Here is a 25,644-nt window from a genome sequence, read left to right on the forward strand (position 1 = left end):
AAAACAGGAGATAACACGGCAGCACAAAGGGTGAACTGGGGGACCATACCGATACAGAGGCATCGGATCTTGAGTACGCCATTCTTCATCCATGCTCAATATGCGAAAAAATGATCGAGATCGCTGAGATGACCAAAGATAACAAGGAACTTATTTTCAACTATACCAATTGGAGAGGAGATCATTCAGTGCGCCGCATTACACCAGTCAAAATTTGGTTCGGCACGACTGAATGGCACCAAGAACATCAGTGGTTCTTACAAGGCACCGACCTAGACAAGGGTGAATTAAGGGATTTTTCCTTGAAAGATATCGTCTTCATCAAAAATCGATAGATTTTCTATATCTAGAGGTAGCTTGACAACGAAGCGATCACCGCTCCTATTTTCGCTATTGAAGCAGCGCCGCCTGCTACACTTGAGAGCCCATCTCTCACCTTTGCTAAGGTATTCACCACCCTCGAAAGCTTGTCTTTTGATGGTTCGACCTTCGCTTGATCAATTGCTGTAACGGCTTCGTCAGACAATTCTTTAGAAATGGGCAGGTCTGCGATCGCATCCGAGGCAGCTCCAAGAAAACTAATCGCCTGCTGACGCTGATCGGCATTCAGCGTAAGGCTTACGCTACCTTCGTTTGTTGCATTGCCGCCAAACGAAGTGACCCCGCTTTGGAACTTGTCTATGTTGTATGTCGTCACGTTTCCACCTCCAAAAAGTGAGCCAAGCTCGTCATTGTATGATTTCGCACGGAATTCTTTATAGATTTCTCTGGTAGCCGCCGCAGCCTCCATTCTTTCTCGGACTCTAGTATCAGCAGCTGAGTATATTTCAAGTGCCAGATTCTTGTACGGCTGCGCGTGAGACGCCTGCCGTACAAAATGATCAACTATTAATTGATGAACTTCCTCATCTTTTTCGCGAGCCCACCAGTCCAGAATAACACCATCCAGACCTTCGTAGAAGCTGTCTCGTATACCCTTTGCCAAGCCTGCTCTGGCTTCCTGGCTGCGATCATCGACGCCTTGAAGAATTATGTCATGCTTCAACGTCGAGTATTCTGACTCGCCTCCGAAGAGCCGGTAAACATAAGACCGAACGTTGTCCGGATGATCATCAAGGGCCGTTACATCGATGCCTAGATCACGCGTTCCTAAGCGACTATTCTCAGCAATTGCCCAGACTGAGTACTGCGACACAATAGGCTCGTCATGACTTCCCAGCACACGGACGATCTCAGAGTTTGAATAACGTGGATCAAAAATATTATCGGGAGCCTTATCTATACCAACGAGGACCAAGGCGAGCTTCAAAATGGTTGCAGGCGCCGTATCAATATTGATCTTAGTGCCACTTAAATCCAACGCCCTAGAACTGACCGATTGAAGGGCAGATAGGTGGAGCAGATCGGGCGTGACGCATCCCTGCTTCTTCAAATATTGATAAGCGTCATGCTTATCAAGTTTGAATATAGCAGAAATTGCAGAAGCAACAACTTGTGGCTCATTATCAAAAAGTTCAAGACAACGCTTAACGGGCTCTAAGCAGGACTCCTTCCGGCCAAAAAGAGCAATCGCGTTTATGGCCCATCGCCTGACCTTTTCGTCTGAGGAACCTGAATTTAATGCACCGAGTAGAACGTTCTCTACCGAGGGCAAATCCTTTAAGGGCAAGGTTCTTCCACGCCGGTAGTCCTGCGCAAGCATCTGAAGCGCCGCCTTAGCGCGCGCGTTGGATCCGGATCCTATCTCGTTTTTGAGATAGGAAATTTCCGCACGCTGGAAGATACGCGGGACCATTAAGATACGTCGCTCTCGACATTAGACTAGGAATATAACGCCAATATTTTTTGAGACCAAGGGTCAAAATCTGCAATATTATTCTGAGGAACCGACATATCAATCCAATGAAGGTGATTCAATGATAGTTTTCTGCTTGTTGGCTCAAACCAGTCAGGGGCCACTATCTCAACCACCGCCAGAAGTACGTCTTTTACAGATTTCCCGTCCGCTACTACAAAGAACTTCAAAGAGTGTCGAAAATCATCGTGCTCCGGTGAGCACAACATAGGCGAAATATCAAGGTCAACAGCTGCAGCCGCAAGCGCACTATTAGCGATTCCAAGCCCGTCAAGGTCGAATAGCGTTCTATCGTCCTCGCTGACCAAAGTGGAAAAGAAAATGGATCTCTTCGATGCAAACTGATCGCGGTCATCGCGATACCTTCCCGTCCGATAGCCGAGGACATAACGATCTCGCACTACTGTCGCAAGCGACCAAACCAAGACTCTATCGTTAGAATCACGCCTAGGGTCCACGTATTCAAACTGACCTTTTTCGAAAGCTTGAGTAAGGACTCTGGGTGAAATTTTTTCACCTTTGCCAATCAGCGAGGCAAGATTGTTAGAATGCATTGCCAATGCGGAATGCCCGAGAAGCTCCCGGGTTCTACGTCTGGCCACCATGGGCGTTCGATAGTCGATAGGAAGTGACGGATCGGTCAAAAATTTCCTAAGAAAAAATTGGCCGGGCCTGGTTCTAAAGAACGTACTTTGATCTCGTCGTTGAAGTATGTCTTCGCTCAAGCGTGCCTGCAGAGTTTTATGCTGCGTCCTCCCATAGAGATGCTGAGGTACAAGGCCCTGCAGATATCCTAAGCGGAGAATCGCACGTGCGCTGAGCGGTCGCCTGGCGGCACTCAGAATCTCCTCAGCTATTTGCAGATATGAACTCAATATACGTCCTAATACGTTCTAGCTGCACAAACCTGAGTCTACACAATCAGCGAACGACACATGGTTGTGTATCTTTTGACGAAAAAGATCGGAACCCATTAAGGCACTTTTCCAGTTAATAGGCGCAAATTATTCGCATGTTGGCGACATCCCGCGTCGGCTCAACCGTTCTGACCCTTTGATCAGTGCAGGAGACAATTCCCCTCACCCCACCGCCACACACTCAATCTCGATATCAAACTCCATCGGCCAGGACGCCACCGGCACGAAACTCCGCGCCGGTGGGTTCACGTTGAAATACCGGGCATACACCCTGTTTATCGCGTTGTAGAAGCCGGAATTGACCGCGTAGATGCGCACCATCACGACGTTTTCCAGCGAGGTGCCGGCCGCTTCCAGGCAGTGTTTCAGCGCCTTCAGTGATGCTTCGGTCTGGACCTCGATGTCGCCGCGCACCATCTCGCCGGTCACCATGTCCACCGGCGGCGTCGCCGAGATGAACACGAAACCATTGGCCCTCACCGCCGTCGAACAGGGCAGGCCGAGCGCCCGCACCTTGTCCGACATGACGGGCACTTCGATGACTTCTTTTTTCATGGGTGTCCTCCCTGGGTTGGCAGGGCTGGCGCCAACCCCCCTCACCCAGCCTCCGCTTCGCTCGGCTGACCTCTCCCCAGAGGGGAGAGGAGATTACGAGCGCCAGCGCCAATCTCTTCTCCCCAGCTGGGGAGAAGGTGGACGCGAAGCGGCCGGATGAGGGGGCTGGCGCCGACTCCCGCGGTTATTGGCAGCTTATCCCGGCACGGGCGGAATGCCAGCGCCGACGCATGGTCCAGCCCTACCCCTGCCCCGGATAGGGCGTGCCGTCCTTGTGCAGGAAGCGCCCGTCCGAACTCGGGCTCATCATGTCGATGTCGGAGCAGGTGATGACATCGTCCGGAGAGCGCGAGCCGACTTCCAGGTAGCGCGCCGTAACCGGCGAGCGGTTGATCATATGGTGGCCATTGCCGCTGTTCTTGGCGAAGGCAGCACTGTCGCCGGCCTTGAGCAGCGTCTCGCCGCCATCCTCGACCAGCACCAGTTCGCCTTCCAGCACATAGACGAACTCGTCCTCGTGGCTGTGCCAGTGACGCTGGCTCGACCAGCCGCCGGGTGGCAATGTCATCAGGTTGACGCCGAAATCGGTAAGCCCGCCGGCATCGCCGAGGCGCCGGCGCGTACGGTCGGCGCAAGGGGCGTCGAAGGGTGCGGGGTAGCCCGAGCCCTTGCGCACGGGCACGGATGCGAGGTCGATCTTGGGCATGGGGTGCTCCCGAGGTGAGGCGGCAGTGTAGCGCATGGCCGGTGAAGGCACAGGGCCAAGTTGCGCGTTTTGCCTGGGCGTACCGACGTAGCGCCCTACGGCGCCCCCCTCTGTCCTGCCGGACATCTCCCCCTCTTGGGGGAGATTGGCTGTTGTCGCTGCTCTCGCCAATTTTCAACAGCGCCAGGAAGAGAGCCGGCGCCGAAGCCGCCAATCTCCCCACTTGAGGGGAGATGTCCGGCAGGACAGGGGGGGCGGCCGTAGAGCGCGGATCTCGAACCGTTCTCGCCCTGGCCACCGCCCCCCTAATGCGCCGCGCCGAGCTCCTTCACGTGCTTCTCGTGCATCTTCAGCGTCGGCAGCGTCTTCTTGGCGAATTCCTTCAGCGCGGGGTCGTCGCCCGATTTCGCATAGGTGCTGAACAGGGCGACCGCCTGCTTGTGGGCCTCGGTCTGCATCATGACGTATTTCTGGTCGAACGCCTTGCCGCTGGCGGCTTTGAGCTGGTCCAGCATCTGCTGGTCCTTGGGCTGCAGCGCGGGTCCGGCGGGCTTGATCGAGGCGGTGGTCTGCCCTTTGCTCAGCGCCTGCTTGAAGTCCTCGCCGGCCTTGGTGTGGTCCTTGATCATCTGGGCGGCGAAGGCCTTGACGTCGGCCGAGGCGGATTTCTGTTCGGCCAGCTGGCTCGACTGGATCTCGAATTCATTGGCACTGGGCACTGCGCCGACAAAGGTCGGGGTGTCGACCTTGCTGTCGGGCAACATGGGCGCGACGGCGTTCGAATTGGTGCCGTTCGTCTGGGCAAGGGCGGCGGGCGCGACGGCGGTCAGCGCGACGGCGACCATGGTCAGGAGCATTTTCATCTGGCGTCTCCGATCGGAATGGTTCCCTCGAGGAGTCCAACGCCGCAGATGCGGCGAGGTTGCCAGCCGCATCCTTCTCATCGCGCCGTAGAAGGGAAAGCAGCCTTGCGACCACGGCAGGATCTCTCCCTAAGGGCGGCGAGGCCCCAGCAGAAAGGCTGTCATCGTCGCGCTCACGCACGCCACCGCCAACAAGGGGACCAAGCCCGAAGAGCCGGGGCTTCGGTGCATTGGAACAAGGCTTTCCGGAGCCGGAGCATTTTGAACCAACCCGTCCAGGTCGGACCTGCTCCCCCGTCGAACGGAATAGGCGCGCGTCAACTCCGCACCGAGCAGAAAGATTTCCGATGAATAATAGACCCAGAGCAGTATGACGAGCAGCCCTCCGGCCGCACCATAGGACGATGCGATCGCACTCGTGCCGATATACCAGCCGATAAGCGACTTTCCCAACGTGAACAGAGCGGCGGTCACCACGGCACCGATCCCGACATCCCGCCATTGCAAGGCACGGTCCGGCAGCACTTTGTAGATCGCGGCAAACATCACAGAGATCAGGGAAAAGGAAATCAGGGTGTTGATGGCGCTCAGAACAAATTGGCCGAACGGCAGATAAGCGCCGATCACGCTGCCCAGAGCCGAGATCGCCGCGCTCGCCGCCAGGGATACCAGCAACATAAAGCCAAGGGCGGCGACCAGGCCCAGACTTGCCGCACGCGCGCGCAAGAGACGCGACAGCGAATCCCCTTTCGCTTCAACCTTCCATATTGCATTCAGGGCCTGCTGCATCTCGCCAAACACCGCGGAGGCGGTGACGAGCAGCGTGGCCACGCCGATGAGGGCCGCCAGGGTCCCCGATGATTTGCTGGATGCCCCTTCGAGCGCCGTCTGAAGCAGCGCCGCGCTTTCCCGGCCCATCAGCCCCGATATCTGAGCAGACAAGGCCAACTGTGCCGCGTCATGACCAAAAGCGATGCCGGCTATCGCAACGACGATTATCAGGACCGGGGCCAGCGACGTGGCGGCATAAAACGCCATTGCCGCGCCATGGCTAAGGGCATTGTCGTTGACAAAGCCAACCACGCTTTCTCGCACCAAGTCCCATACGTCTTTAATTGCAGGGCGCACGTCTAATCCGTGAAGCGGGTCGCAAACCGTCTCCTATCAATGCAGCGGATCTTCCGATGTTCCGGCCGACTTGAGCGAGAGTTCCAGCAGCCACGTGAAGCGCGGGATCAAGGACACTGGTCAAACGCAAGGCATCCGACGAGCCCCCTACCTCATCGAACAGGCCTACGGCGACCACGTGCTGAAGAGCCACTCCGAACTGAAGCGTGCGGACTGAGCGTCCTCAGTGGCAGCACGCCTCGCCATATTGCAGTTGCTCGCCGAAATTCGGCCGGCCTTCCGGCGTGAAATCCATCAGGTTCCACAGGATCTCGCAGGTGCCGATGGCGCGCGGGTCCTGGCCGGGCTCGGTCGGTGCGAAGCCGAGTTCCGACGACCAGAAATGCCTGATGCCGTCAGCGTCGCGGTGGAACACCGACAGCAGCGGGATCTGCGCACCGTCCGCATCCTCGGCATTGTAGTCGCGCTTGAAGCTGTTGTTGGCCGACGACACCAGCCGCATGTTGCGCCAGCCGCGATCGCGGCCGAGCGTGACGAGGTTTTCCAGCGCCGTCTTGGCCACCACGGCGAAGTTGAAGCCGGCCGCTTCGAGATGGCCGACCGCGCCGTCGAACTGGTCGAGCAGGGCGGTGCAGGACGGGCATGGCTGGTCGGGCCGGGCGAGCTTCGCGGTACCGCCGCTGGCCGCGACGTCGCGCGTCTCCCGCGGATGGCGCGGGAACATCATATTGTAGAGGATCAGCGTGTTCTTGCCGGGCGCGAACAGCTCCGACAGCTTTATCCTGGCGGGCTTGCCGGCGGCATCGAGCCCGTCGAATACATAATCCTGCGGCACCAGCCCGCCCGGCGGCAGCGCGCGACGTGCCTCGGCCACGGCTTCCATGGCCCGGCGCAGCTCGATTTCCTTCTTCAGCAGCTTTTCGCGCGCGGTGCGGTATCTGGCGGATTCGTTGGGAAAGGTGATCATGATCGGCTCCTTGGTTCCGCGCGCCGGCGTCCCGGCGCGGTTGCTCTGCGACCCAAGGACGTTTGGCCGGAACCGGTCCCGACATTTCGCATCGGGACAGGCCCGGCCTTGCCACATCCCCGTTATCGGCTACAGCTGCGAGTGGAGAGAAGAATGCACGAAGCCGACGAGATCGACCTGCGCTGCCCGCAAGTGGTGGCCGACAATGCCGCCAAGGGCCTGCGGCTGCGCAAGCAGTTCGGCCGTGGCGGCACCGAGATCGGCGTGACGCGGGCGACTGAGCTGAAGAACCGGGAGAAGCTGGCGCCTTCCACCATCCGCCGCATGGTCAGCTACTTCGCCCGCCACGAGGTCGACAAGCGCGGCAAGAATTACGGCAATGAAGAAAACCCTTCGGCCGGCACCATCGCCTGGCTCTTATGGGGTGGCGACGAGGGCCGCGCCTGGGCGCTGGAGATCAAGCAGAAAATCGGCAACGCGCCCGATATCTGAGGATGCCCTGCCCTCCGCTATGGCTTCGGGCGTTCGTCGCTTCAATCGACAAATCGTTGTCGATTGATCGGCTTCGCCGACCACTCCTCACCCCTTGACCCCGCCGGCGGTGAGGCCGGAGACGATCTTGCGCTGGAAGACCAGCACCAGCATTACCAGCGGCACCGTGACGATCACCGAGGCGGCCATGATGTTGCCCCAGGGGATTTCGAACTGCGAATTGCCCGAAAGCAGCGCGATCGCCACCGGCACGGTCCGCCGCGCGTCGTTGGAGGTGAAGGTCAGCGCAAACAGGAACTCGTTCCAGGCACCGATGAAGGCCAGCAGCCCGGTGGTCGCCAGCGCCGGCCACATCAGCGGCAGGAAGATGCGCGTGATGATGATCCACGGCGTCGCGCCATCGAGGATCGCCGCCTCCTCGACCTCCACCGGCAGGTCGCGCACGAAAGCGGTGAGCACCCAGACGGTGAACGGCAGCGTGAAGATCATGTAGGAGAAGATCAGCGCGAGGAGCGAATTGTAGAGGCCGAACAGCCGCACCAGCTCGAACAGCCCGGCCAGCACCGCCACCTGCGGAAACATCGAGACCGACAGGATGGCGAACAGCAATGCCGAGCGGCCGCGAAAACGGATACGCGCCAGCGCGTAGGCCGCGGTGACGCCGAGGAACAGCGATAGCGCCACCACCGCGCCTGAAACCACCAGCGAGTTCAGCAGGTTGCGCAGGAAGGCGCCTTCGGACAGCACGTTGCGATAATTGCCGAGGTTGGGCACCTTCGGCCACAGGTCGGCCTGGAACAGCTCGGTCCCCGATTTCAGGCTGGTGACGATGGCGTAATAGAACGGGAACAAGGCGATCAGCACGATTGCTCCGACCAGCAGATAAAAACCCATGCGCTTCAGCAGCCACATCTCAGCGGCCTCCGTCCAGGCTTAGCCGGCCGATGCGGATGGTGAGCATGGTGAGCAGAGCGAGAATGAGGAAGAGCAAGGTCGACGCGGCCGAGCCATAGGCGAACTTGTCGAACTCGAACAGGTTCTCGCGGGCGAACACCGACATCGACTTGGTGTGCGCATTGTTGGGCGTCAGCACATAGATCAGGTCGAAGATGCGCAGCGCATCGAGCGCCCGGAAGATCACCGCCACCATCACCGCCGGGCGGATCAGCGGCAAGGTCACCCGCCAGAAGATCTGCCAGGGATTGGCGCCGTCCAGCCTGGCGACCTCGATGATCTCGCGCGGCAGCATCTGCAGCGCGGCAAGGATCAGCAGCGCCATGAAGGGCGTCGTCTTCCAGATGTCGACGATCAGCACCGCCGCCATCGCCGTGTCGGCGCTGGCGGTCCAGGCGATCTTGTGGTCGATCACCCCGAGGTTGACGAGCACGACATTGATGATGCCGAACTGGTCGTTCAGCATCCACTGCCACATCTTCGCCGAGACGATGGTCGGGATCGCCCAGGGGATGAGGATCGCCGCCCTGACGACGCCGCGGCCGGGGAATTCGGCGTTGAGCACCAGGGCGACGACCATGCCGAGGATCGTCTCGCAGGTCACTGAAACCACCGCGAACCGCACGGTGTTCCACACGGCGCCCCACCAGACCGGGTCGAGAAGCAGCCCGTCATAGATGACCCGCCCGCTCGGCATGCGCAGCACCGAGACATAGTTGGCCAGGCCGACCCATTGGCGGGCGTCGAGGTCTGACAGCGAGGCATCGGTGAAGCTGAAATAGACCGTGCGCGCCAGCGGCCAGCCGGCAGCGGCGGCGAGCACCACAAGCATCGGCGCCAGGAACAGCCATGCCGAGCGCGCACGCTGGCGCGTCAGGCTCGAACCAGGGCGCGCATCGGCCGGGTGCGCGCTCACCAGCCCTTGCCTTTCAGCCGGGTCAGCGTCGCTTCGAGATCGGCCAGATTGTCGGCGGCACTGCCCTCGCCGGACAAGGTCTTGTGGACGGCGTTCCAGAACTGGCTCGACGCCTCGTTGTACTTGTTCCTGGTCACCGCCGAGGGCCGAGGCCCGGCATTGAGGAAGACCTCTTTCCAGTGTGGAATGATCGGCTGTTGCCGGGCGATGTCGGCATCGTCATAGAGCGCCTGGATGGTCGGCAGGTTGGCGGTCTTGAGCGTGCGGTATTTCTGCATTGCCGGCGAGGCGATGAACTTGACCAGCTTGATCGCCGCATCCGGGTGCTTGGAATATTTCGAGACCGCGAGGTTCCAGCCGCCGAGCGTCGCGGCCGGCCGGGCGCCCTCGCCCGTGCCCGCCGGCAGCGGTGCGACATCGAACTTGCCCTTGATCGGCGACCCCTGGCTGTTGCCCAGCGCATAGGCATAGGGCCAGTTGCGCATGAAGACCGCATTGCCGGTCTGCCACACGCCGCGCGCCTCCTCTTCCTGGTAGGCGAGCACGCCGGGCGGGGCGATGGTGCCGATCCAGGCCTTGGCCATGTCGAGCGCGGCCGCCGCCTGGGGGTTGTTGATGGAAATCGCGCCATCCGGCTCGACGATATGGCCGCCGCCATTCGACACCACCCATTCGAACGCGTCGCAGGTCAGCCCCTCATAGGCGTTGCCTTGGAAGACGAAACCCCAGATATCCCTGTTGCCCGACGCCCGCTCCTTGTCCATCACCAGCCTGGCGGTGTCGCCCAGCTCCTTCCAGGTGGCCGGCACCTTGGCGCCGTATTTGTCGAGCAGGTCCTTGCGGTAGTAGAGCGCCGGCGCATCGGTGAAGATCGGCAGCGCCACCAGCCTGCCGTCGACGGTCTGCGACTGGATGATCGACGGGAAATGCTTGGCCACGACATCCCTGGTCGCCTGGGTCAGGTCGACGAACTGGCTGGCGAGCTGCGGCGCCCAGATGACATCGGTCTGGTAGACATCGACGTCGCTGTTGCCGGCGGCGAGCCACAGCCTGTACTGGCCGAACTGGTCGGTCCCGGACGACGGCATGGCGACGATGGTGACCATGTCGCCGCTCTCCTTCTCATAGCGGTCGAGGATCTCGCGCAGCACCTTGAGGCCGTTGCCGGTGTCGCCCGACACGATCGACAGCTCGACCGCGCGCGCCGGACCCGCCGCGAGCACGACAACGACGCTCAACGCCAGCAATGCGTGGAAAAGCTTCATCGCGGTGGATCTCCCTTGGCAGCCGGCGGCGCACGGCACCGGCAGCCGGTCAGACCCCACCGTTCATTGAATGCGGAGCAGCGCCTTGGGTTCCCGAACAGCCATCGTCGCCAGTCAGCCTTCCCAGGCGACGGGCCTCATGCCCAGCCGCTCGTAAAGCCGCACGGCGGCGGGGTTCTCGAGCGTATTGGTCTTGAGGTCGACATGGGCCGCGCCCCGGTCGCGAAAAATGGCGAAGGCGTGCCACATCAGCGCTTCGCCGACACCCTTGCCGCGCGCCTCGGGATGAACGGCCAGATCCTTGACGAACGCCGAGCTCCAGCACAGTGCAGCCGCCGCCAGCCTGCCCTTGGCGTCGATAACGAGGAAACACAGCGCCGGGTCGAATTGGGGATCTTCGGATATGCGCGGCCACCATTCGTCGAAGGGGCCGTCCGTGCCGTCGTCGAACACTTCGCCCAGCAACGCATGCAGGGGCAGCGCGTCGCCGCGCTCGAACGAGCGCATGACGAAGTCGTCCGGCCAATGCGGTGGAACGAGTGTCTCGTCGAGGATCTTGCGCAGCCGGATGTCGTTCGGAGCCGGCGGGCGCGGTTCGGGCATCGCGCTCAGGCGTCGGGCTGAAGGCGCCCGCGCTTGCGGTCGACGCCGAGGCCGGTCGCCTCGAGCAGGCCCTTGCGCTTGGCGTCGAAATAATAGCCGGTCTGGTAGAGCCAGTCGGCCTTCTTGGCGTTGCCGTTGGACACCAGCCAGGCGCCGCGCAGATATTTGACCGCGTATTTGAGGTTGGTCTCGGCGTCGAACAGGCCCTTGGCCGGCCCATCATAGCCCATGCCGCGCGCCGTCGCGTGCTTGATCTGCATCAGCCCCCAATGGCCGTTATTGTAGGCCTTGGGATTATAGGTGCTTTCGCGGTTGACGACATGGCGCACCAGATCGACCGGCACCTGGTAGAAGGCGGCGTATTTGACGATCAGCCGGTCGACGTCGCCGCGCATGCCGGTCGCATGCTGCTCCGGCTCGACCGGCTCCGACGGGAACTGCACCAGGGCGGCAGGGTTCTGCGGCACGACATAGGCCACCTGCTGCACGCCAGGCAGTTTCTGGCCGCCCTTGGCAACCGCCGGCACGATGAGCCCGGCGGTCGTATAGGTCTCCGCCGACTGGATCGGTCGGCCGGCTTTCGCCGGGGCCGGCGCCTGCCAGGCATTGGCGGCCATCACGGCGGGCACGGCAGGCGCGGTTGGGGTCGCCCCGGCAAAGGCCGCGGTCGCCGCGGCCGGCTGGGCGACGGCATCGAGGGCAGGCGTGGCCGGGCTGGGGGTCGAGTCGGCGGTCTGGACGGGGCTGATTCCGGAGGATTGCGGCAGCACCGAAACCGTCTCCGGCAAGGGGATGGTGAAGCCGGCATCGCTGCCGGCGACGGTCGCGGTTTCGGTCAGCGACGGCGCGGCCTTCATTTGCGAGGTCGAGGTGCAGCCGCTGATGCCGGCAGCCGCCACGATCACGCCGATGGCGATAAGGGTTTGTTTTGCTGGCAAGCCGCGTTCGGTGTCCGGTTTGTCGGGTGTTAAGATTTTCCTTACACCAGTGATTCCTGGGTAGCAATCGGGGCCATCTGGTGGTTTTCGGGTGGCGCGATGTAGGCAGCGATGCCATATTGTTCCTGATATGTACCGGCAGGAATCCCGGATTTCGCCGCTTTGCGGAAAGGAGTGCAGCATGGAAACGACATCTTCGATCACGGCCGGCCACGCAGTGTTAGAAACAGTGATCGGTTTCATGGGCATCGCCTGGAGCGAAAAGGGCCTGATCCGGCTTTGCCTGCCCGAACGCAGCCGCGAAGCGGTGGAGCGGCGGCTGATGCGCCATGCCGGCATTTCCGCCTCCACGGCCCAGCCGTCATGGGTGTTCGAACTGATCGCCTCGATCAAGGCTTACGCAGCGGGCGAGGACGTCGATTTCACCGGCTTTCCCGTCGATCTCGACGGCATCGACGATTTCCGCCTCGCCATCTACGACGCGGCACGAAAACTCGGCTACGGCGAAACCACTACCTATGGCGAACTCGCCAAGCGCGCCGGCCATGCCGGCCTGCCGCGTGAAACCGGGGCCGCCTTGGGTGCCAATCCGGTGCCGCTGGTCATCCCGTGCCACCGCATCCTTGCCGCCGGCGGCAAGATCGGCGGCTTCTCGGCGCCCGGCGGCTCGACCACCAAGGAAAAGATGCTGGCCATGGAAGGCGTGCATGTCGGCCCGCCGCCGCCGGCGCAGGTGTCCTTCGGCTTTTGAGAGCAGTAAGCCGCTCCCGGGTGCTAATGGCGCCGGATGAATCGATGCCTGAAATGCTCATTGTCCGGCCGCTTGCAGTTGTACACCGGACAGGACTTGGTGTCGGCGCTCGGCACATAGGCGCGTGTCCGCACCTCGCCCATGGTGCAGAACTGCTGGCTCTGCACATAGCGGTCATAGAGCGGCAGCCCCGGCACCCGCTTCGACCGATAGCGAAGGATAACCGCACCTTGGCGCGCGATCGTCGACTGGACCTTGCCGCAGCTCAAACGTGTCGGGTCGTAGCGCGAGATCGCCTGCGCCTGGGCGGCCACCAGCGTGAGGCAGGCGGCAAGCAGGATGGTTTTCATGGTCGCTCTCCCCTCGATCCGCCGCCCGGGACGGCACGATCTTGTGCCACGGTTTCACCAGATTGGGGCGGCCGTTGGGCGGCCCCGGATCACGACGTTTTCACGCAGTCTTGTTTTTTGTGCGAAAGCAGCCTATATCAGCCCCATTGATATTTCGGCCGATCGATCCGGGCCTCGCGATCTTCGCGTTTGCTGACGTCTATCTCCAAAATCTCGATGCACACCGGCTGGACTTCGGTCCGGTCATACCAAAGCAAATGTGAAGGACTATTTTTATGGCAACTGGAACGGTCAAGTGGTTCAACGCCACCAAGGGTTTCGGCTTCATCCAGCCTGACAGCGGCGGCGCGGACGTTTTCGTCCACATCTCGGCTGTCGAGCGCGCTGGACTGTCGACCCTGGTCGAAGGCCAGAAGATCAACTTCGAGATCGAGCAGGACCGCCGCACTGGCAAGTCGTCCGCTGGTTCTCTGAGCAAGGCAGCCTGATTTTGAAAATGGCGCGCGCCGGACGAGAGTTCGGGGCGCGCGGCAAGTCACGGATGTACTGACGGTCGCGCGAGAAGCGCGCCGGAGCGGAAAGACCCGACAAGCTGGAACAGCAGATAGCTGCCAGCCCGGACCGGACGCTCCCAATCAGGCTACCGAAATGGGAAGGCGGGATTTATCCCGCCTTTTTATTTGTCTGGGGTTCAGAGATCACGCTGTGTTGCCGCTTTCGCCAATCACCTGCGTCGCCTACCCCACCCACTCGATCGGCACATGCCCCGGGTCCGCCTCCACGCGGCCGAGCCAGGCGACCACCGCCGGATAGGCGTCGAGCTGGAACCCGCCCTGCTCCGCCGTGTGGGTATAGGCATAGAGCGCGATGTCGGCGATGCTGAATGTGCGGCCGGCGAAGAAGGCGTTGTTTTCGAGATATGTGTTCATGACGCCAAGCGCCTTGTTGCCGCGCTCCAGCGTCACAGCCAGCCGCTCCGGCGTGGCATCCGCTGCGCGTTCCGGAAAGGTCAGCAGCGCCTTGCGCACGGCGATATAGGGCTCGTGGCTGTATTGTTCGAAGAACAGCCACTGATAAGCGAGCCCGCGCTCATATTTGTCCGCGGGCAGCAAGCGTGTGCCTTCGGCGAGATAGAGCAGGATGGCGTTGGATTCTGCCAGCCGCCGGCCGTCGTCCAGTTCCAGCAGTGGCACCATGGCGTTCGGGTTCTTGGCGACGAAATCGGCCTTGCGCGTATCGCCGGTATGCGAACTCACCTCGACAGTGGTGAAGGCCAGGCCGAGCTTGGCCATCAGCAAACGCGGCTTGTAGCAATTGCCGCTATCGATCATGCTGTAAAGTATCATCATGGTTCCCCGGAGCGCTGCTTCTGCGAGCCGATTATCGCAGCGGCGCCATCCTCAACCAATGATTTGTTTTGGCGCGACCATCAGCGCCGCTTATGCAATGGCACGACCTTGTTGTCGAAGCCCAGCAGCGCATCGACGGCAAGCGGCTCTTCGTTGAAGATGGTGCCGGCCAGCGCCGGACGCCCAAGCAGAAAGCCCTGCAGCAAATCGACCCCGCCTTCGAGCGCGACACGCAAATGGGTGGGCTGCTCGATGCCCTCGACCAGCACCTTGGCACCGCGATCGTGGAGGCTGGACACCAGCGGGCGGAAGAAGCGTTCCGCGGCGGCGTGGCGGCAGAATTCCGCGAACCAGCCGCCATCGATCTTGACGATGTCGGGCTGAAGCAGGCTCACCCGCTCCACGGTCGAATGGCCGGTGCCGAAATCGTCAATGGCGATGCGGATGCCGTCGCGCCGCATTTCACGCACCAGTCTGGCCAGCAGCGCATCGTCCGCCGCCTGCTCGGTGATTTCACACACGAGCATTGCCGGAGCCAGGCCAAGTTCGTCGAGGTGCCGGCTCATCAGCCGGATCTCGGCCAGCGCCCGTCCAGCATGGTCGTTGACCAGGGGATTGTAATTGAAGAACAGGTCGAGCCCGTCGACCCCGATATTGTGGAAATTCCTCAGATGCAGCACCCGGCACATTGTTTCGACGTACAGCCGCTCCGGAGCCGCGACGCTGTCGAAGAACATCCGCGGCGACACCGGCCGGCCGGCGCGGTGCGGTTCGATCAGGCCCTCGACGGCGACCGGATGCAAGCTGCCGCCGCGCGGGGCGTAGATCGGCTGGTAGGCGCTGCGCAGGCGGAAGTCGCCATGGATGCCACATTCGATGCCGATCTCGTCGACGAAGATCGCATCGCCCACGGTGCGCCGCCGCTCGACGCTCATGGCGCCACCTTGCGCCCGAAGGCTTTTGCGGGCCGCCCGGTGCGCGGCGCGACGGCGGCGGGAGCGGACGCATGGCTCGGAGGAGGAACCGGCTCGGGACTGCCCTGGCCGAAAGCGCGGAAACTCGTCGGCGCCAGTTCTGGGCGAGCCAGCACATAGCCCTGGACCATCGAGGCGCCCGATCGTTCCGCCAGCTCCAGTTGCCAGCCTTCCTCGATGCCTTCGAACACCGTGCGGATGCCCTGGTCCTCGAAGCTCCTCACCATGGATGTCAGCAGCGCGAAACCGGCGCCCGATTCCATCAGTTGCGTGATCCAGTGCGCATCGAACTTGACGATGTCGGGGCGCAATTCCTTGACGCGGGTGATGTCGGAATCGTCGGCGCCATAGTCGTCGACGGCAATCCGGAAGCCGTTGGCCCTGAGCGCGGCGACGAAGCCGTGCAGGGTTTCCTGCGATGCCGATCTCTGCTCCGTCACCTCGCAAACGACGCGGCCCGGATCGATGCCGGCTTCCTGCAGCACCAGCCGCATGTCACGCAAGGCATTGTCGGCGACAGCGCGCTCGGTGAACACCGACGGGTCGAAATTGATGAAGATCGACGCCTCTTGCGGCAGGCAGGCGCCGGCATTGAGCAGATGCAGCGTCCTGGTCAGCGCCTCGACATGCAGACGGTCGGCCGCCGGACAGGTCGAAAAAAAGCTCATCGGCGATTGCGGCTCGCCGTCGCGAAACGGACGGATCAGCCCTTCGAAGGCGGCAACCGAAAGCTTGCCCTCGTTGAAGGCAAAGATCGGCTGAAAAGCGCTTTGCAGCGTATAAATGCCCCAGACACCACTCGAGGTGCCGTCATTATGACGGGTGATATGGGCAAGTCCGATGCTGCGCGACAAAGGTTCCTCGCTCCGCGACCTGGCGGAATTGAACCGCGATCCTGCCATGCAAGCCTCTACCGCCCGTTAATGAACTTTCTTTTGCCGATCACGCCTCATTGACCGCGCCGCCCCACCTGGCCCAGCCGACAAGGCTTGCGCTGACGGGAATGTTGCGACATGAGAAGCGCCGCGGCCGCTCCTGGCCGCGCCGATCCTTTGGAGAGACAAAAGGTCATGGCCTTTCTTGCCGACACCCTTTCCCGCGTTAAGCCTTCCGCCACCATCGCGGTGACGCAGAAAGCGCGCGAGCTGAAAAATGCCGGCCGGGACATCATTGGCCTTGGCGCCGGCGAGCCCGATTTCGACACGCCCGACAACATCAAGAATGCGGCGATCGAGGCCATTCGCCGTGGCGAGACCAAATACCCGCCGGTTTCGGGCATCGTGCCGCTGCGCGAGGCGATCGCGAAAAAATTCAAGCGCGAGAACAATCTCGACTACAAGCCCGAGCAGACCATCGTCGGCACCGGCGGCAAGCAGATCCTGTTCAACGCCTTCATGGCGACGCTGAACCCCGGCGACGAGGTCATCATCCCCCGCCCCTACTGGGTCAGCTATCCCGAAATGGTGGCGATCTGCGGCGGCACGTCGGTATTTGCCGACACCTCGATCGACAATGGCTTCAAGCTGACGCCGGCGGTGCTGGAAAAGGCAATCACACCGAAGACCAAATGGCTGCTGATGAACTCGCCGTCGAACCCGTCGGGCGCGGCCTATAGCGAGGCCGAACTGCGGGCGCTCGCCGACGTGCTGTTGAAGCACCCGCAGGTCTGGACGCTGACCGACGACATGTACGAACACCTGACCTATGGCGACTTCGTCTTCAAGACTATCGCCGAGGTCGAGCCCAAGCTCTACGAGCGCACGCTGACCATGAACGGCGTCTCGAAAGCCTATGCCATGACCGGCTGGCGCATCGGCTACGCCGCCGGTCCCGTCCAGCTGATCAAGGCGATGGACATGATCCAGGGCCAGCAGACCTCCGGCGCCTGCACCATCGCGCAATGGGCTTCGGTCGAGGCGTTGAATGGCCCGCAGGATTTCATCGCCAAGAACAAGGCGATCTTTCAAGGCAGGCGGGACCTCGTCGTCTCGATGCTCAACCAGGCGCGCGGCATCACCTGCCCGTCGCCGGAAGGCGCCTTCTATGTCTATCCGTCCTGCGCCCAGCTGATCGGGAAGAAGACCAAGGCCGGCAAGATGATCGACAGCGACGAGGCCTTCTGCTCGGAACTGCTCGAGGCCGAGGGCGTCGCGGTGGTGTTCGGCTCGGCCTTCGGCCTTGGCCCCAACTTCCGCATCTCCTACGCCACCTCGGAGACGCTGCTGGAGGAAGCCTGCACGCGCATCCAGCGCTTCACGGCATCGCTGACCTGATCTGGTAGATCCGAAACAACCCCGGCGTCACCGCTGTCAGGCGTTGGCGCCGGGTTTTGTGGGATACGGCAATCAGCCGCCATATTGCGCCGCGGTCACCTCTTCCAGCCAGTCGGCATGGACGCCGTCGAGTGCCTCCTGCATGGCGATGTGCGTCATTGCCGATTTCGGCGCCGCGCCATGCCAATGCTTCTCGCCAGGCGCGAAGGAGATGACGTCACCGGCCCTGATTTCCTGGATCGGCCCGTCCCATGTCTGGACCAGGCCGGCGCCTGCGGTGACATAAAGCGTCTGGCCAAGCGGATGCGTGTGCCAGTGGGTGCGCGCGCCGGGCTCGAAACTGACCAGCGTGGCCCTGAGCCGCGCTGGCGGCTCCTTCTCGATGATTGGCGTCTGCAGAACCCGGCCGGTGAAATATTTTTCCGGCGCTATAACGGTCGGCACGCTGCCGCAAGCAATGATCTTCATCGTCTGTTCCCTGGAACTGGTGGTTGCCGGTGAGATGCCGGCCCGCGAAGTGAGCCGCATTCTCGGTCTGGATCGGCTCTGATGCAACCGCCCTTGTCACCTCGCTTGGACGAAGGCCTGATTTCTTAACCATGACACTTGCCGGCACGGGACCGCCAAGCGAAATGCCCGGGAATTCAATGTCTTCTTAACGGCTGCGCACTAGCCGTTGGCCTGCATTGCGGGGGCTGGCGGATGAGCATACTGGCGACGATCAAGGACCATAGCGGCCGGATCTATCGCGGTATCCAGTCGCTGCTCGTGATCAGCACCGGCGCGGCGGTGCTTGGCGCTTTCGACGTCTCGCAAGACCTGTCAGCCGGCGGTGCCTTCGCCATCTCGATCCTGGCCACGAGCCTGGCCTTGCTGGCATTGATGTACATGCGCAGCAGCGTCGTCCATCGTCTCCAGTCGGCCGCCGCTGCGGAAGCCGAGAAACATCATTTCCTCACCAGGGATGCGATGACCGGCGCCACGACGAGACGCTATTTCCTCGAAGCGCTGCGCGAAGGCCTGGGCACCAGGCGCGACAGGCGCGAGGCAGCCTTGCTCTTGATCGACCTCGACCATTTCAAGCAGTTGAACGACACGTTCGGACACCAGTTCGGCGACCTCACCTTGGCGCATCTGGTCAAGACCGCGGAGCGCATCTTTGCCGGCGCCATGGTAGGACGCCTCGGCGGCGACGAATTCGGTGTTATCATTCCCCATGGCGACCTGGCGGCCATCAACAAGGATGTCAGACGATTGCTGGATGCCATGCGCGCCGGCAAATCGCATGAAGGCAAGACCATTCCGCTCTCCATTTCGATCGGCGTCGCCCTGGCGCCGGCCCATGCCTCGAACACGACGGAATTGATGCTGGTTGCCGATCTGGCGCTTTATGAAAGCAAGGCGGCGGGCCGTGGCCGCGTCACCGTCTTCGACGAGGAGATGCTGTCCGACAAGCGCTACCGGCGGCTGGTCGAACGGGAATTGCGCGCCGCGGTCTATCTGGGCGAACTCGAACTGCATTATCAGCCGATCGTCGGCCCGGACGGTTCCACCGAGGCGTTCGAGGGGCTGATCCGCTGGCGCCACCCGGTTCGCGGGCTGATCGCGCCGGCCGAGTTCATTGCGATCGCCGAGCGATCGACGTTGATCGACATGCTCGGCGAATGGGTGTTCAAGCGGGCTTGTGCCGACATCGGCCAGTTCGCCGGCCGCCGCATTTCCATCAACGTCTCCGGCGAGCAGCTCAAGCGTGACGAGATCGTGACCATGTGCGACCGCGTGCTGAAGGACACTGGCCGGTCGGCATCACAGTTCATCATCGAGATCACCGAGACGGTGGCGACCGCCGCCACGCCCGAGATCCTGCGACGCCTCGAAGCATTGCGTGGCCTCGGCTTTCACATCGCCCTCGACGATTTCGGCACCGGCCATTGCGGCTTCAACTATCTGAAGACCTTGCCCGTCGATATCATCAAGATCGATCGCTCCTACATCCGCGCCCTCGCTCACGATCAGGTAGCACAGATATTCGTCTCGGCGCTGGCGCAGATCGCGCGCATCCAGGAGGTCACCATCGTGGCGGAAGGCGTGGAGACGGCAGAAGAATTCGCTCTCGCCAAGGCGGCCGGGTGCAATCGCTTCCAAGGTTATTTCTTCGGCAGGCCGGTGCCTCGCGGCAAGCTCGCGCTGCTTGACGGGCGCTCGGTTGAACCGCTCGCGCTCAGCGCCTGAGACGGCCGGCCGTGCCTGCTCCCTATTTTTCTTGCCCTGCCGGCAAACAAGTGGGACGATAATCGCGGGCAGGTCGAAACAGACCGCCCGCGACGGTCGAACAGGCCGGCCGCCGCTCAGGACCGATTGACCCTGGCCTGAACCATGAATGCCAGTCGGTCCCCAGGAAACGCCTGAGTGGAGGTCAGTCATGGGTACTCGCGCCGGAGGACGACGCACGGGACCGAAATGCATTGCCATAGTCGGTCCCTTCGCAAGCGGTAAGACGACACTTCTCGAAGCCATATTGGCCCGTACCGGCGCCATTCCCCGTCAAAACCCGGTTTCCTCAGGCAATACCGTTTCAGATCATTCGCCCGAGGCCCGCGCCCACGCCATGAGCGTCGAGGCGTCGATCGCCACCACCGAGTTCATGGGCGAGCAGTTCACCTTCATCGACTGCCCCGGATCGATCGAATTCTCCTTCGAGGCCGAACCGGTGCTGGCCGCCTGCGACGTCGCGGTGGTCGTGGCCGAGGCCGACGAAAAGAAAATCCCCGCCTTGCAGCTCATCATGCGCAAGCTCGACGATCTCGGCGTGCCGCGCATCCTGTTCCTCAACAAGGTCGACAAGGCGATCGCGGGCGTGCGCGATACGCTGAAGATGCTGCAGCCGACAAGCGCGGCGCCGCTGCTTCTGCGCCAGATCCCGCTGCGCAAGGACGGCGTCGTGATCGGCTCGATCGATCTGGCGCTGGAGCGCGCCTACATCTACCGCGAATATGCCGAAAGCGAGGTGGCCGAGATACCGGGCGACGACAAGGCGCGCGAACTGGAGGCGCGCTTCTCGATGCTGGAGACGCTGGCCGATCACGACGATGAGTTGATGGAGCAGCTGCTGGAAGAGATAGAGCCGCCGAAGGACGCGATCTTCGACGATCTCGCCGCCGATCTGCGCGAAGGCGCGGTGACGCCGGTGCTGATCGGCACCGCCGAGAAAGGCAATGGCGTGCTGCGCCTCTTGAAGACGATCCGCCACGATGCGCCCGACATCGAGGCGACCCGCAAGCGGCTCGGCGCCCCGGATGGCAATGCGACGGTGGTCCAGGTGATGAAGACCATTCACACGCCGCATGGCGGCAAGCTGTCGGTGTCGCGCATCCTGTCCGGCCAGGTCGCCGACGGCTCGGAACTGTGGCTGCCCGGCGGCGACACCGCCAAGGTTTCCGGCATCTACAGGATGCTGGGCAAGGAACAGGTCAAGCTGAGCGCCGCCAGGACCGGCGACACCGTGGCGCTCGGCAAACTAGACGCGGTCAAGACCGGCCAGACGCTCACCTCGGCCAAGGGCGGTGCCAAACAGCTCTTCGATGTCGAGCCGCCGCAGCCGGTCTTCGCCTTCGCGCTGCGCCCCAGGGAGCGCAAGGACGAGGTCAAGATGTCGGCCGCCATCCAGCGCCTGGCAGAGGAGGATCCCTCGCTCAGCCTGCGCCACAACCAGGATTCGGCCGAGACCGTGCTGTCAGGGCATGGCGAGATGCATCTGCGCGTCGTGCGCGAGCGGCTGGAGGGCAAGAACCAGATACCGGTGGAAGGCCATGCGCCGGCGGTGCCCTATCGCGAGACGATCCGAAAGCCGGTGCAGCAGCGCGGCCGCCACAAGAAACAGTCGGGCGGCCATGGCCAGTTCGGCGATGTCGTCATCGAGATCAAGCCGCTGCCGCGCGGCTCCGGCTTCCAGTTCACCGACACCATCACCGGCGGCGTCGTGCCCAAGACCTACATCCAGTCGGTCGAGACAGGCATACGTGACTACCTGAAATCCGGCCCGCTCGGCTTCCCCGTGGTCGATGTCGCGGTCAACCTGTCGGACGGCTCGTACCATGCGGTCGATTCCTCCGACATGGCCTTCCAGATGGCGGCCAAGCTCGCCATGAAGGAAGGCATGGCCGCCTGCTCGCCGGTGCTTCTGGAACCGGTGATGAAGGTAGAGATCGTCACGCCGTCGGACGCGACATCGAAGATCATCGCGCTGATCCCGCAGCGGCGCGGCCAGATCCTCGGCTATGACGCGCGGCCCGACTGGCCGGGATGGGACGTCGTCGAGGCGACCATGCCGCAGGCCGAGATCGGCGATCTGATTATCGAGCTGCGCTCGGCCACCTCGGGCGTTGCCAGCTACCGCGCCGCTTTCGACCACATGGCCGAGCTGACTGGCCGTCTCGCCGACGAAGCGATGAACGCCAACGGCAAGGCTGCCTGATTTCGCCCGGGACCAGATTCCGAATCATATGAAGCCCCCTCGAACGATCGAGGGGGCGAAAACCAAAAACGACGCCCGGGGGGCCAGACGCCGTTTTGTTTGCGGACCGTTTTCTCGGGAGGAAAAACGGTAGGTCCGCCGCATGTCGAGGTCACCGCGCTTCGGCGGAAAAGGTTCGGACGCGGTAGCCGCCTGAGCCCGGGCCGTACGAGTGATGCCCCCATCTCCCGTCCGAACCACACCGCGTCCTATCATCCACTTAGCAGATGGAGGGTGTCCTTGTCATGTTACCAGAGGTTACATGACACTGTTACGCGGCAATTCTGGTGAATTTTTCAGCCATCCCAGTGGCATGCAGGCAACAAAAAAGCCGGATCAACGAAGATCCGGCTGAGTTTGATTGGAAGTGCCTGTTAAGGCTAACCTCCAGAGGGGAACACTCGAGGACGCTAATGGGAGGAGAACGCGTCCAGGAGATGATCTCTATATGTGCTCTTCATGCCCAAGAAACAAGCATCTATTTTGCAACACACACATGCAAAAAGGCACAGGCTGTGGTCCAACCCATTCCAGAAGCCAATAGGACCAGCAGAATCGTGAAAATGAGGCGCGATTTCGGGTCATTGCCGTCTCGAAAACGCCGATCCCGACCGATTTTGCTCCCGAATGTCAAAAAACACTGATGATGTGGAATGAGGCAGCGGCGGTTCAATTCCAAGGCAGTCAAGCGAGGATCGACCATTGCGCAGGTTTTCGGCGCTCGCCGGCAGCGGCATTTTCCTGATTGCGGCTCCCGGCGTTGTCGCCGGGCTGGTTCCCTGGCTGCTTAGCGATCGCTGGGGCCTGCCATGGTCGCCCCTGCCCTTGTTTGCGCTCACCGGCGGCATGCTCGTCATTGCCGCGGCCGCGGTGCTGCTGCATGCCTTCGCCCGCTTCGCGCTGGAGGGGCTGGGCACGCCCGCCCCCGTCGCACCGACCGAAAGGCTGGTGATCGGCGGCATCTACCGCCATGTCCGCAATCCCATGTATGTCGCCGTGCTGTCGATCATTCTGGGTCAGGCGCTGCTGTTCTCGAGCTGGTCGATTGCTGCCTACGCGGCAATCGCGGCGGCTGCCATGGTCACCTTCGCCAAGCTCTACGAGGAGCCGACGCTCGCCGGCCGCTATGGCGCCGAATACGAGGCCTACCGCCGCAACGTACCGGGCTGGCTGCCGCGGATTACGCCTTGGAAAGGATAAGCTAGAACGACCAGCTTCTGGCCTTGGCGATGATGAAGTCGCGAAACACGTGCAGCTTGGCCTGGTTTTTCATCGCGTCGGGGTAGGCGAAATAGGTGTCGAAGGACGGCACCTCGGTCTCCGGCAGCAGCTGCACCAGGCCGGAATCCTTGCTGATCACATAATCCGGCAGCATGGCGATGCCGGCGCCGCCCTGCACGGCGCGCTTGATCGACAGGATGTCGTTGATCTGCAGCGACGGCACGCGCTGGCCGCTCTCGAAATCGCCGACCGTCTCCAGCCAGTTCAACTCCGACAGATGCGACGGCACGGGCAGGCCGAAGGTGACGATGCGATGGGTTCTCAGCTCCGCGACCGAGCCCGGCTTGCCGTGCTTGGCGACATAGGATGGGGCTGCGTAAAGGTGGAAATGCACGGTGAACAGGCGGCGCTGGATCAGGTCCGGCTGTTGCGGCTGGCGCAGCCGGATGGCGCAATCCGCCTGGCGCATGGTGAGGTCGAGTTCCTCGTTGGCGAGGATCAGCTGCAGGCTGATTTCGGGATAGAGTTCGATGAACTCCTGCACCCGCTCGGTCAGCCAGCCGGCGCCGAGGCCAACGGTCGTCGTTACCCTGAGCACGCCGGACGGCCGGTCCTTGGTCTCGGTCAGCCGCGACTTGATGGTCTCGAGCTTCATCAGCACGTCATGCGCCGTGCGGAACAGCATCTCGCCCTGTTCGGTCAGCACCAAGCCGCGCGCATGGCGGTTGAACAGCGGCACGCCGACATCATGTTCGAGCGCGCTGACCTGCCTCGAGATCGCCGATTGCGACAGATGCAGCGTCTCGGCCGCATGGGTGAACGACCCCGCTTCCGCCGCGGCGTGAAACACGCGTAGCTTGTCCCAGTCCAACGCCATGATTTCCCCTCGTTCCGGTTGGCGTCTGAATGAAAAATCAGGCTTTTACACGGCGTTTCTAAGCCGTTTTTTTACAGTCTGCGGCGGCCCTTATTCCGCTGCTTCGCGATGTACCTCGATGCCGGCCAGATACTTTTCCGCTTCGAGCGCGGCCATGCAGCCCAGCCCCGCCGCTGTCACGGCCTGCCGATAGATATCGTCGGTCACGTCGCCGGCGGCGAACACGCCGGGCACGTCGGTGCGCGTCGAATCCGGCGCTGTCCACAGATAGCCGTTCGGCTTCTGCTTCAGCTTGCCCGCGAACAGCTCGACCGCGGGCGCATGGCCGATGGCCACGAAGACACCGTCGATCTTGAGGTGGCTCTCGGCTCCGGTCACGGCATGCCTGAGCTTCAGCCCTTCGACCGAAGGCGGCAGCGGTGCCTTGCCGGGGCGGCCGGTGATCTCATCGACGATCGTGTCCCAGATGACGCGGACATTGTCCTTTTTCAACAACCGTTCGCGCAGGATGCGTTCGGCACGGAAATCCGAGCGCCTGTGGATGACGGTGACGCTCTTGGCGAGGTTGGACAGATAGAGCGCCTCCTCCACCGCCGAATTGCCGCCGCCGACCACCGCGACATCCTTGCCGCGATAGAAGAAGCCGTCGCAGGTGGCGCAGGCGGAAACGCCGAAGCCCATGAAGTCCTGCTCGGTCGGAATGCCCAGCCACTTGGCTTGCGCGCCGGTGGCGATGATCAGCGCATCGGCCGTGTAGGTCGTGCCGGAATCGCCCTTGGCGCGGAACGGCCGCACGTTGAGGTCAACCTCGGTGATGATGTCGTTGATGATGTCGGTGCCGACATGCTCGGCCTGCTTGAGCATCTGCTCCATCAGCCACGGTCCCTGGATCGGATCGGCGAAGCCGGGGTAGTTCTCGACATCCGTGGTGATCATCAATTGGCCGCCCTGCTGCAGACCGGCGACCAGCATAGGCTTCAGCATGGCGCGCGCGGCATAGACCGCCGCCGTATAGCCGGCCGGACCGGAACCGATGATGAGAACGGGCGCGTGCTTGGTGGTCATTTGGAGCCTCTGCGGGGGCGGACAGCGAGTGTGCCTTGGAAAAAGACGTGGAATATCGCGCTTAATGTAAGGGCTGCCAACCACGCCAGCAAGACGAACGGACCGTCGTCCC

Annotated in this window: 27 protein-coding genes; 8 read left to right on the plus strand and 19 right to left on the minus strand. The window is 62.1% G+C overall.

Going from position 1 to position 25,644, the window contains the following annotated elements:
• Nucleotides 1-110 precede the first annotated feature (110 nt).
• Nucleotides 111-335 (plus strand): WYL domain-containing protein, encoded by a 225-nt coding sequence (locus tag LB571_RS05085; RefSeq protein WP_224592680.1) that lies wholly within the window; start codon nt 111-113, stop codon nt 333-335.
• Nucleotides 336-346: 11 nt separating this feature from the next.
• Here the strand turns inward: LB571_RS05085 and LB571_RS05090 are convergent, their stop codons facing one another.
• The 7 genes from LB571_RS05090 to LB571_RS05120 form a co-directional block, all read right to left on the minus strand.
• Nucleotides 347-1,702: a hypothetical protein gene (locus LB571_RS05090; protein WP_224592682.1), complete on the minus strand. Its 1,356-nt coding sequence runs from the start codon at nt 1,700-1,702 to the stop codon at nt 347-349.
• Between the two features lie 119 nt (nt 1,703-1,821).
• Entirely contained in the window at nt 1,822-2,580 is a 759-nt protein-coding gene (locus tag LB571_RS05095) for a hypothetical protein (protein ID WP_411961402.1), read from the minus strand.
• 354 nt (nt 2,581-2,934) lie between these two features.
• Nucleotides 2,935-3,327, minus strand: coding sequence for a RidA family protein (locus LB571_RS05100; RefSeq protein ID WP_140789581.1), 393 nt, complete (start codon nt 3,325-3,327; stop codon nt 2,935-2,937).
• Nucleotides 3,328-3,568: 241 nt separating this feature from the next.
• Nucleotides 3,569-4,033, minus strand: a complete 465-nt coding sequence (locus LB571_RS05105; RefSeq protein ID WP_224592686.1) for a cupin domain-containing protein — start codon at nt 4,031-4,033, stop codon at nt 3,569-3,571.
• Between the two features lie 305 nt (nt 4,034-4,338).
• On the minus strand, nt 4,339-4,896 hold the full coding sequence (locus LB571_RS05110) for a DUF4142 domain-containing protein (protein WP_224592688.1): 558 nt from the start codon (nt 4,894-4,896) through the stop codon (nt 4,339-4,341).
• A gap of 129 nt (nt 4,897-5,025) precedes the next feature.
• Nucleotides 5,026-6,024, minus strand: a complete 999-nt coding sequence (locus LB571_RS05115) for a YihY/virulence factor BrkB family protein (protein ID WP_224592691.1) — start codon at nt 6,022-6,024, stop codon at nt 5,026-5,028.
• Nucleotides 6,025-6,247: 223 nt separating this feature from the next.
• The gene (locus tag LB571_RS05120) at nt 6,248-6,991 is read right to left on the minus strand and encodes a DUF899 family protein (RefSeq protein ID WP_224592693.1); all 744 of its coding nucleotides are present in this window, start codon (nt 6,989-6,991) and stop codon (nt 6,248-6,250) included.
• Between the two features lie 153 nt (nt 6,992-7,144).
• On the opposite strand from LB571_RS05120, the gene LB571_RS05125 reads away from it, so the two are divergent.
• Complete coding sequence (locus tag LB571_RS05125) at nt 7,145-7,483, plus strand: hypothetical protein (protein ID WP_224592695.1); 339 nt, start codon at nt 7,145-7,147, stop codon at nt 7,481-7,483.
• Nucleotides 7,484-7,570: 87 nt separating this feature from the next.
• Here the strand turns inward: LB571_RS05125 and LB571_RS05130 are convergent, their stop codons facing one another.
• The 5 genes from LB571_RS05130 to LB571_RS05150 form a co-directional block, all read right to left on the minus strand.
• Nucleotides 7,571-8,395 carry a carbohydrate ABC transporter permease gene (locus tag LB571_RS05130; RefSeq protein WP_224592698.1) on the minus strand — a complete coding sequence of 275 codons (825 nt, stop codon included), beginning with the start codon at nt 8,393-8,395 and terminating at the stop codon, nt 7,571-7,573.
• Nucleotide 8,396: 1 nt separating this feature from the next.
• Nucleotides 8,397-9,269, minus strand: a complete 873-nt coding sequence (locus LB571_RS05135) for a carbohydrate ABC transporter permease (protein ID WP_263484726.1) — start codon at nt 9,267-9,269, stop codon at nt 8,397-8,399.
• A gap of 80 nt (nt 9,270-9,349) precedes the next feature.
• Complete coding sequence (locus LB571_RS05140) at nt 9,350-10,618, minus strand: ABC transporter substrate-binding protein (RefSeq protein ID WP_224592703.1); 1,269 nt, start codon at nt 10,616-10,618, stop codon at nt 9,350-9,352.
• A gap of 114 nt (nt 10,619-10,732) precedes the next feature.
• Nucleotides 10,733-11,221 (minus strand): GNAT family N-acetyltransferase, encoded by a 489-nt coding sequence (locus LB571_RS05145; protein WP_224592706.1) that lies wholly within the window; start codon nt 11,219-11,221, stop codon nt 10,733-10,735.
• Nucleotides 11,222-11,226: 5 nt separating this feature from the next.
• The gene (locus LB571_RS05150) at nt 11,227-12,159 is read right to left on the minus strand and encodes a lytic transglycosylase domain-containing protein (RefSeq protein ID WP_224592708.1); all 933 of its coding nucleotides are present in this window, start codon (nt 12,157-12,159) and stop codon (nt 11,227-11,229) included.
• Nucleotides 12,160-12,340: 181 nt separating this feature from the next.
• Between LB571_RS05150 and LB571_RS05155 the strand changes: the two genes are divergently transcribed.
• Nucleotides 12,341-12,910: a methylated-DNA--[protein]-cysteine S-methyltransferase gene (locus LB571_RS05155; RefSeq protein WP_224592711.1), complete on the plus strand. Its 570-nt coding sequence runs from the start codon at nt 12,341-12,343 to the stop codon at nt 12,908-12,910.
• 23 nt (nt 12,911-12,933) lie between these two features.
• Here the strand turns inward: LB571_RS05155 and LB571_RS05160 are convergent, their stop codons facing one another.
• Nucleotides 12,934-13,260 carry a hypothetical protein gene (locus tag LB571_RS05160; RefSeq protein WP_224592714.1) on the minus strand — a complete coding sequence of 109 codons (327 nt, stop codon included), beginning with the start codon at nt 13,258-13,260 and terminating at the stop codon, nt 12,934-12,936.
• Between the two features lie 275 nt (nt 13,261-13,535).
• Here LB571_RS05160 and LB571_RS05165 point away from each other — a divergent pair, with 275 nt between their 5' ends.
• A complete protein-coding gene (locus LB571_RS05165; protein ID WP_015316174.1) occupies nt 13,536-13,748 on the plus strand; it encodes a cold-shock protein in 213 nt (70 codons plus the stop codon).
• A gap of 249 nt (nt 13,749-13,997) precedes the next feature.
• On the opposite strand, the gene LB571_RS05170 is transcribed toward LB571_RS05165, so the two are convergent.
• The 3 genes from LB571_RS05170 to LB571_RS05180 form a co-directional block, all read right to left on the minus strand.
• A complete protein-coding gene (locus LB571_RS05170; protein ID WP_015316173.1) occupies nt 13,998-14,606 on the minus strand; it encodes a glutathione S-transferase family protein in 609 nt (202 codons plus the stop codon).
• 83 nt (nt 14,607-14,689) lie between these two features.
• Complete coding sequence (locus LB571_RS05175; protein WP_140713721.1) at nt 14,690-15,544, minus strand: EAL domain-containing protein; 855 nt, start codon at nt 15,542-15,544, stop codon at nt 14,690-14,692.
• The gene (locus tag LB571_RS05180; protein WP_224592717.1) at nt 15,541-16,437 is read right to left on the minus strand and encodes an EAL domain-containing protein; all 897 of its coding nucleotides are present in this window, start codon (nt 16,435-16,437) and stop codon (nt 15,541-15,543) included. The genes LB571_RS05175 and LB571_RS05180 overlap by 4 nt, the downstream gene beginning before the upstream one ends.
• Before the next feature lie 216 nt (nt 16,438-16,653).
• Here LB571_RS05180 and LB571_RS05185 point away from each other — a divergent pair, with 216 nt between their 5' ends.
• A complete protein-coding gene (locus tag LB571_RS05185) occupies nt 16,654-17,856 on the plus strand; it encodes a pyridoxal phosphate-dependent aminotransferase (RefSeq protein ID WP_224529284.1) in 1,203 nt (400 codons plus the stop codon).
• 72 nt (nt 17,857-17,928) lie between these two features.
• Here the strand turns inward: LB571_RS05185 and LB571_RS05190 are convergent, their stop codons facing one another.
• The gene (locus LB571_RS05190) at nt 17,929-18,324 is read right to left on the minus strand and encodes a cupin domain-containing protein (protein ID WP_140617749.1); all 396 of its coding nucleotides are present in this window, start codon (nt 18,322-18,324) and stop codon (nt 17,929-17,931) included.
• 234 nt (nt 18,325-18,558) lie between these two features.
• Here LB571_RS05190 and LB571_RS05195 point away from each other — a divergent pair, with 234 nt between their 5' ends.
• From LB571_RS05195 to LB571_RS05205, 3 genes are all read left to right on the plus strand, one after another.
• The gene (locus LB571_RS05195) at nt 18,559-20,088 is read left to right on the plus strand and encodes a putative bifunctional diguanylate cyclase/phosphodiesterase (protein ID WP_224592720.1); all 1,530 of its coding nucleotides are present in this window, start codon (nt 18,559-18,561) and stop codon (nt 20,086-20,088) included.
• Between the two features lie 190 nt (nt 20,089-20,278).
• Complete coding sequence (locus LB571_RS05200; protein ID WP_140713701.1) at nt 20,279-22,330, plus strand: elongation factor G; 2,052 nt, start codon at nt 20,279-20,281, stop codon at nt 22,328-22,330.
• Between the two features lie 741 nt (nt 22,331-23,071).
• Nucleotides 23,072-23,569 carry a methyltransferase family protein gene (locus tag LB571_RS05205; protein ID WP_224592723.1) on the plus strand — a complete coding sequence of 166 codons (498 nt, stop codon included), beginning with the start codon at nt 23,072-23,074 and terminating at the stop codon, nt 23,567-23,569.
• 1 nt (nt 23,570) lies between these two features.
• Here the strand turns inward: LB571_RS05205 and LB571_RS05210 are convergent, their stop codons facing one another.
• Together LB571_RS05210 and trxB are read right to left on the minus strand one after the other, a co-directional pair.
• Nucleotides 23,571-24,467 carry a LysR family transcriptional regulator gene (locus LB571_RS05210; RefSeq protein ID WP_015316165.1) on the minus strand — a complete coding sequence of 299 codons (897 nt, stop codon included), beginning with the start codon at nt 24,465-24,467 and terminating at the stop codon, nt 23,571-23,573.
• Nucleotides 24,468-24,557: 90 nt separating this feature from the next.
• Nucleotides 24,558-25,532 (minus strand): thioredoxin-disulfide reductase, encoded by a 975-nt coding sequence (gene trxB, locus LB571_RS05215; RefSeq protein WP_127873462.1) that lies wholly within the window; start codon nt 25,530-25,532, stop codon nt 24,558-24,560.
• Nucleotides 25,533-25,644 lie beyond the last annotated feature (112 nt).

Source organism: Mesorhizobium sp. BR1-1-4, assembly GCF_020165375.1.
GTDB classification, from domain to species: Bacteria; Pseudomonadota; Alphaproteobacteria; order Rhizobiales; family Rhizobiaceae; genus Mesorhizobium; species Mesorhizobium australicum.

What these genes read in the sequence shown, in the direction of transcription:
- LB571_RS05145 (WP_224592706.1), bottom strand. Translation starts at nt 11,221, where the DNA reads ATGCCCGAACCGCGCCCGCCGGCTCCGAACGACATCCGGCTGCGCAAG.
- LB571_RS05090 (WP_224592682.1), bottom strand. Translation starts at nt 1,702, where the DNA reads ATGCTTGCGCAGGACTACCGGCGTGGAAGAACCTTGCCCTTAAAGGAT.
- LB571_RS05085 (WP_224592680.1), top strand. Translation starts at nt 111, where the DNA reads ATGATCGAGATCGCTGAGATGACCAAAGATAACAAGGAACTTATTTTC.
- LB571_RS05125 (WP_224592695.1), top strand. Translation starts at nt 7,145, where the DNA reads ATGCACGAAGCCGACGAGATCGACCTGCGCTGCCCGCAAGTGGTGGCC.
- LB571_RS05155 (WP_224592711.1), top strand. Translation starts at nt 12,341, where the DNA reads ATGGAAACGACATCTTCGATCACGGCCGGCCACGCAGTGTTAGAAACA.
- LB571_RS05210 (WP_015316165.1), bottom strand. Translation starts at nt 24,467, where the DNA reads ATGGCGTTGGACTGGGACAAGCTACGCGTGTTTCACGCCGCGGCGGAA.
- LB571_RS05120 (WP_224592693.1), bottom strand. Translation starts at nt 6,991, where the DNA reads ATGATCACCTTTCCCAACGAATCCGCCAGATACCGCACCGCGCGCGAA.
- LB571_RS05135 (WP_263484726.1), bottom strand. Translation starts at nt 9,269, where the DNA reads ATGCTTGTGGTGCTCGCCGCCGCTGCCGGCTGGCCGCTGGCGCGCACG.
- LB571_RS05100 (WP_140789581.1), bottom strand. Translation starts at nt 3,327, where the DNA reads ATGAAAAAAGAAGTCATCGAAGTGCCCGTCATGTCGGACAAGGTGCGG.
- LB571_RS05105 (WP_224592686.1), bottom strand. Translation starts at nt 4,033, where the DNA reads ATGCCCAAGATCGACCTCGCATCCGTGCCCGTGCGCAAGGGCTCGGGC.
- LB571_RS05160 (WP_224592714.1), bottom strand. Translation starts at nt 13,260, where the DNA reads ATGAAAACCATCCTGCTTGCCGCCTGCCTCACGCTGGTGGCCGCCCAG.
- LB571_RS05175 (WP_140713721.1), bottom strand. Translation starts at nt 15,544, where the DNA reads ATGAGCGTCGAGCGGCGGCGCACCGTGGGCGATGCGATCTTCGTCGAC.
- LB571_RS05110 (WP_224592688.1), bottom strand. Translation starts at nt 4,896, where the DNA reads ATGAAAATGCTCCTGACCATGGTCGCCGTCGCGCTGACCGCCGTCGCG.
- LB571_RS05165 (WP_015316174.1), top strand. Translation starts at nt 13,536, where the DNA reads ATGGCAACTGGAACGGTCAAGTGGTTCAACGCCACCAAGGGTTTCGGC.
- LB571_RS05130 (WP_224592698.1), bottom strand. Translation starts at nt 8,395, where the DNA reads ATGTGGCTGCTGAAGCGCATGGGTTTTTATCTGCTGGTCGGAGCAATC.
- LB571_RS05190 (WP_140617749.1), bottom strand. Translation starts at nt 18,324, where the DNA reads ATGAAGATCATTGCTTGCGGCAGCGTGCCGACCGTTATAGCGCCGGAA.
- trxB (WP_127873462.1), bottom strand. Translation starts at nt 25,532, where the DNA reads ATGACCACCAAGCACGCGCCCGTTCTCATCATCGGTTCCGGTCCGGCC.
- LB571_RS05185 (WP_224529284.1), top strand. Translation starts at nt 16,654, where the DNA reads ATGGCCTTTCTTGCCGACACCCTTTCCCGCGTTAAGCCTTCCGCCACC.
- LB571_RS05140 (WP_224592703.1), bottom strand. Translation starts at nt 10,618, where the DNA reads ATGAAGCTTTTCCACGCATTGCTGGCGTTGAGCGTCGTTGTCGTGCTC.
- LB571_RS05195 (WP_224592720.1), top strand. Translation starts at nt 18,559, where the DNA reads ATGAGCATACTGGCGACGATCAAGGACCATAGCGGCCGGATCTATCGC.
- LB571_RS05200 (WP_140713701.1), top strand. Translation starts at nt 20,279, where the DNA reads ATGGGTACTCGCGCCGGAGGACGACGCACGGGACCGAAATGCATTGCC.
- LB571_RS05170 (WP_015316173.1), bottom strand. Translation starts at nt 14,606, where the DNA reads ATGATACTTTACAGCATGATCGATAGCGGCAATTGCTACAAGCCGCGT.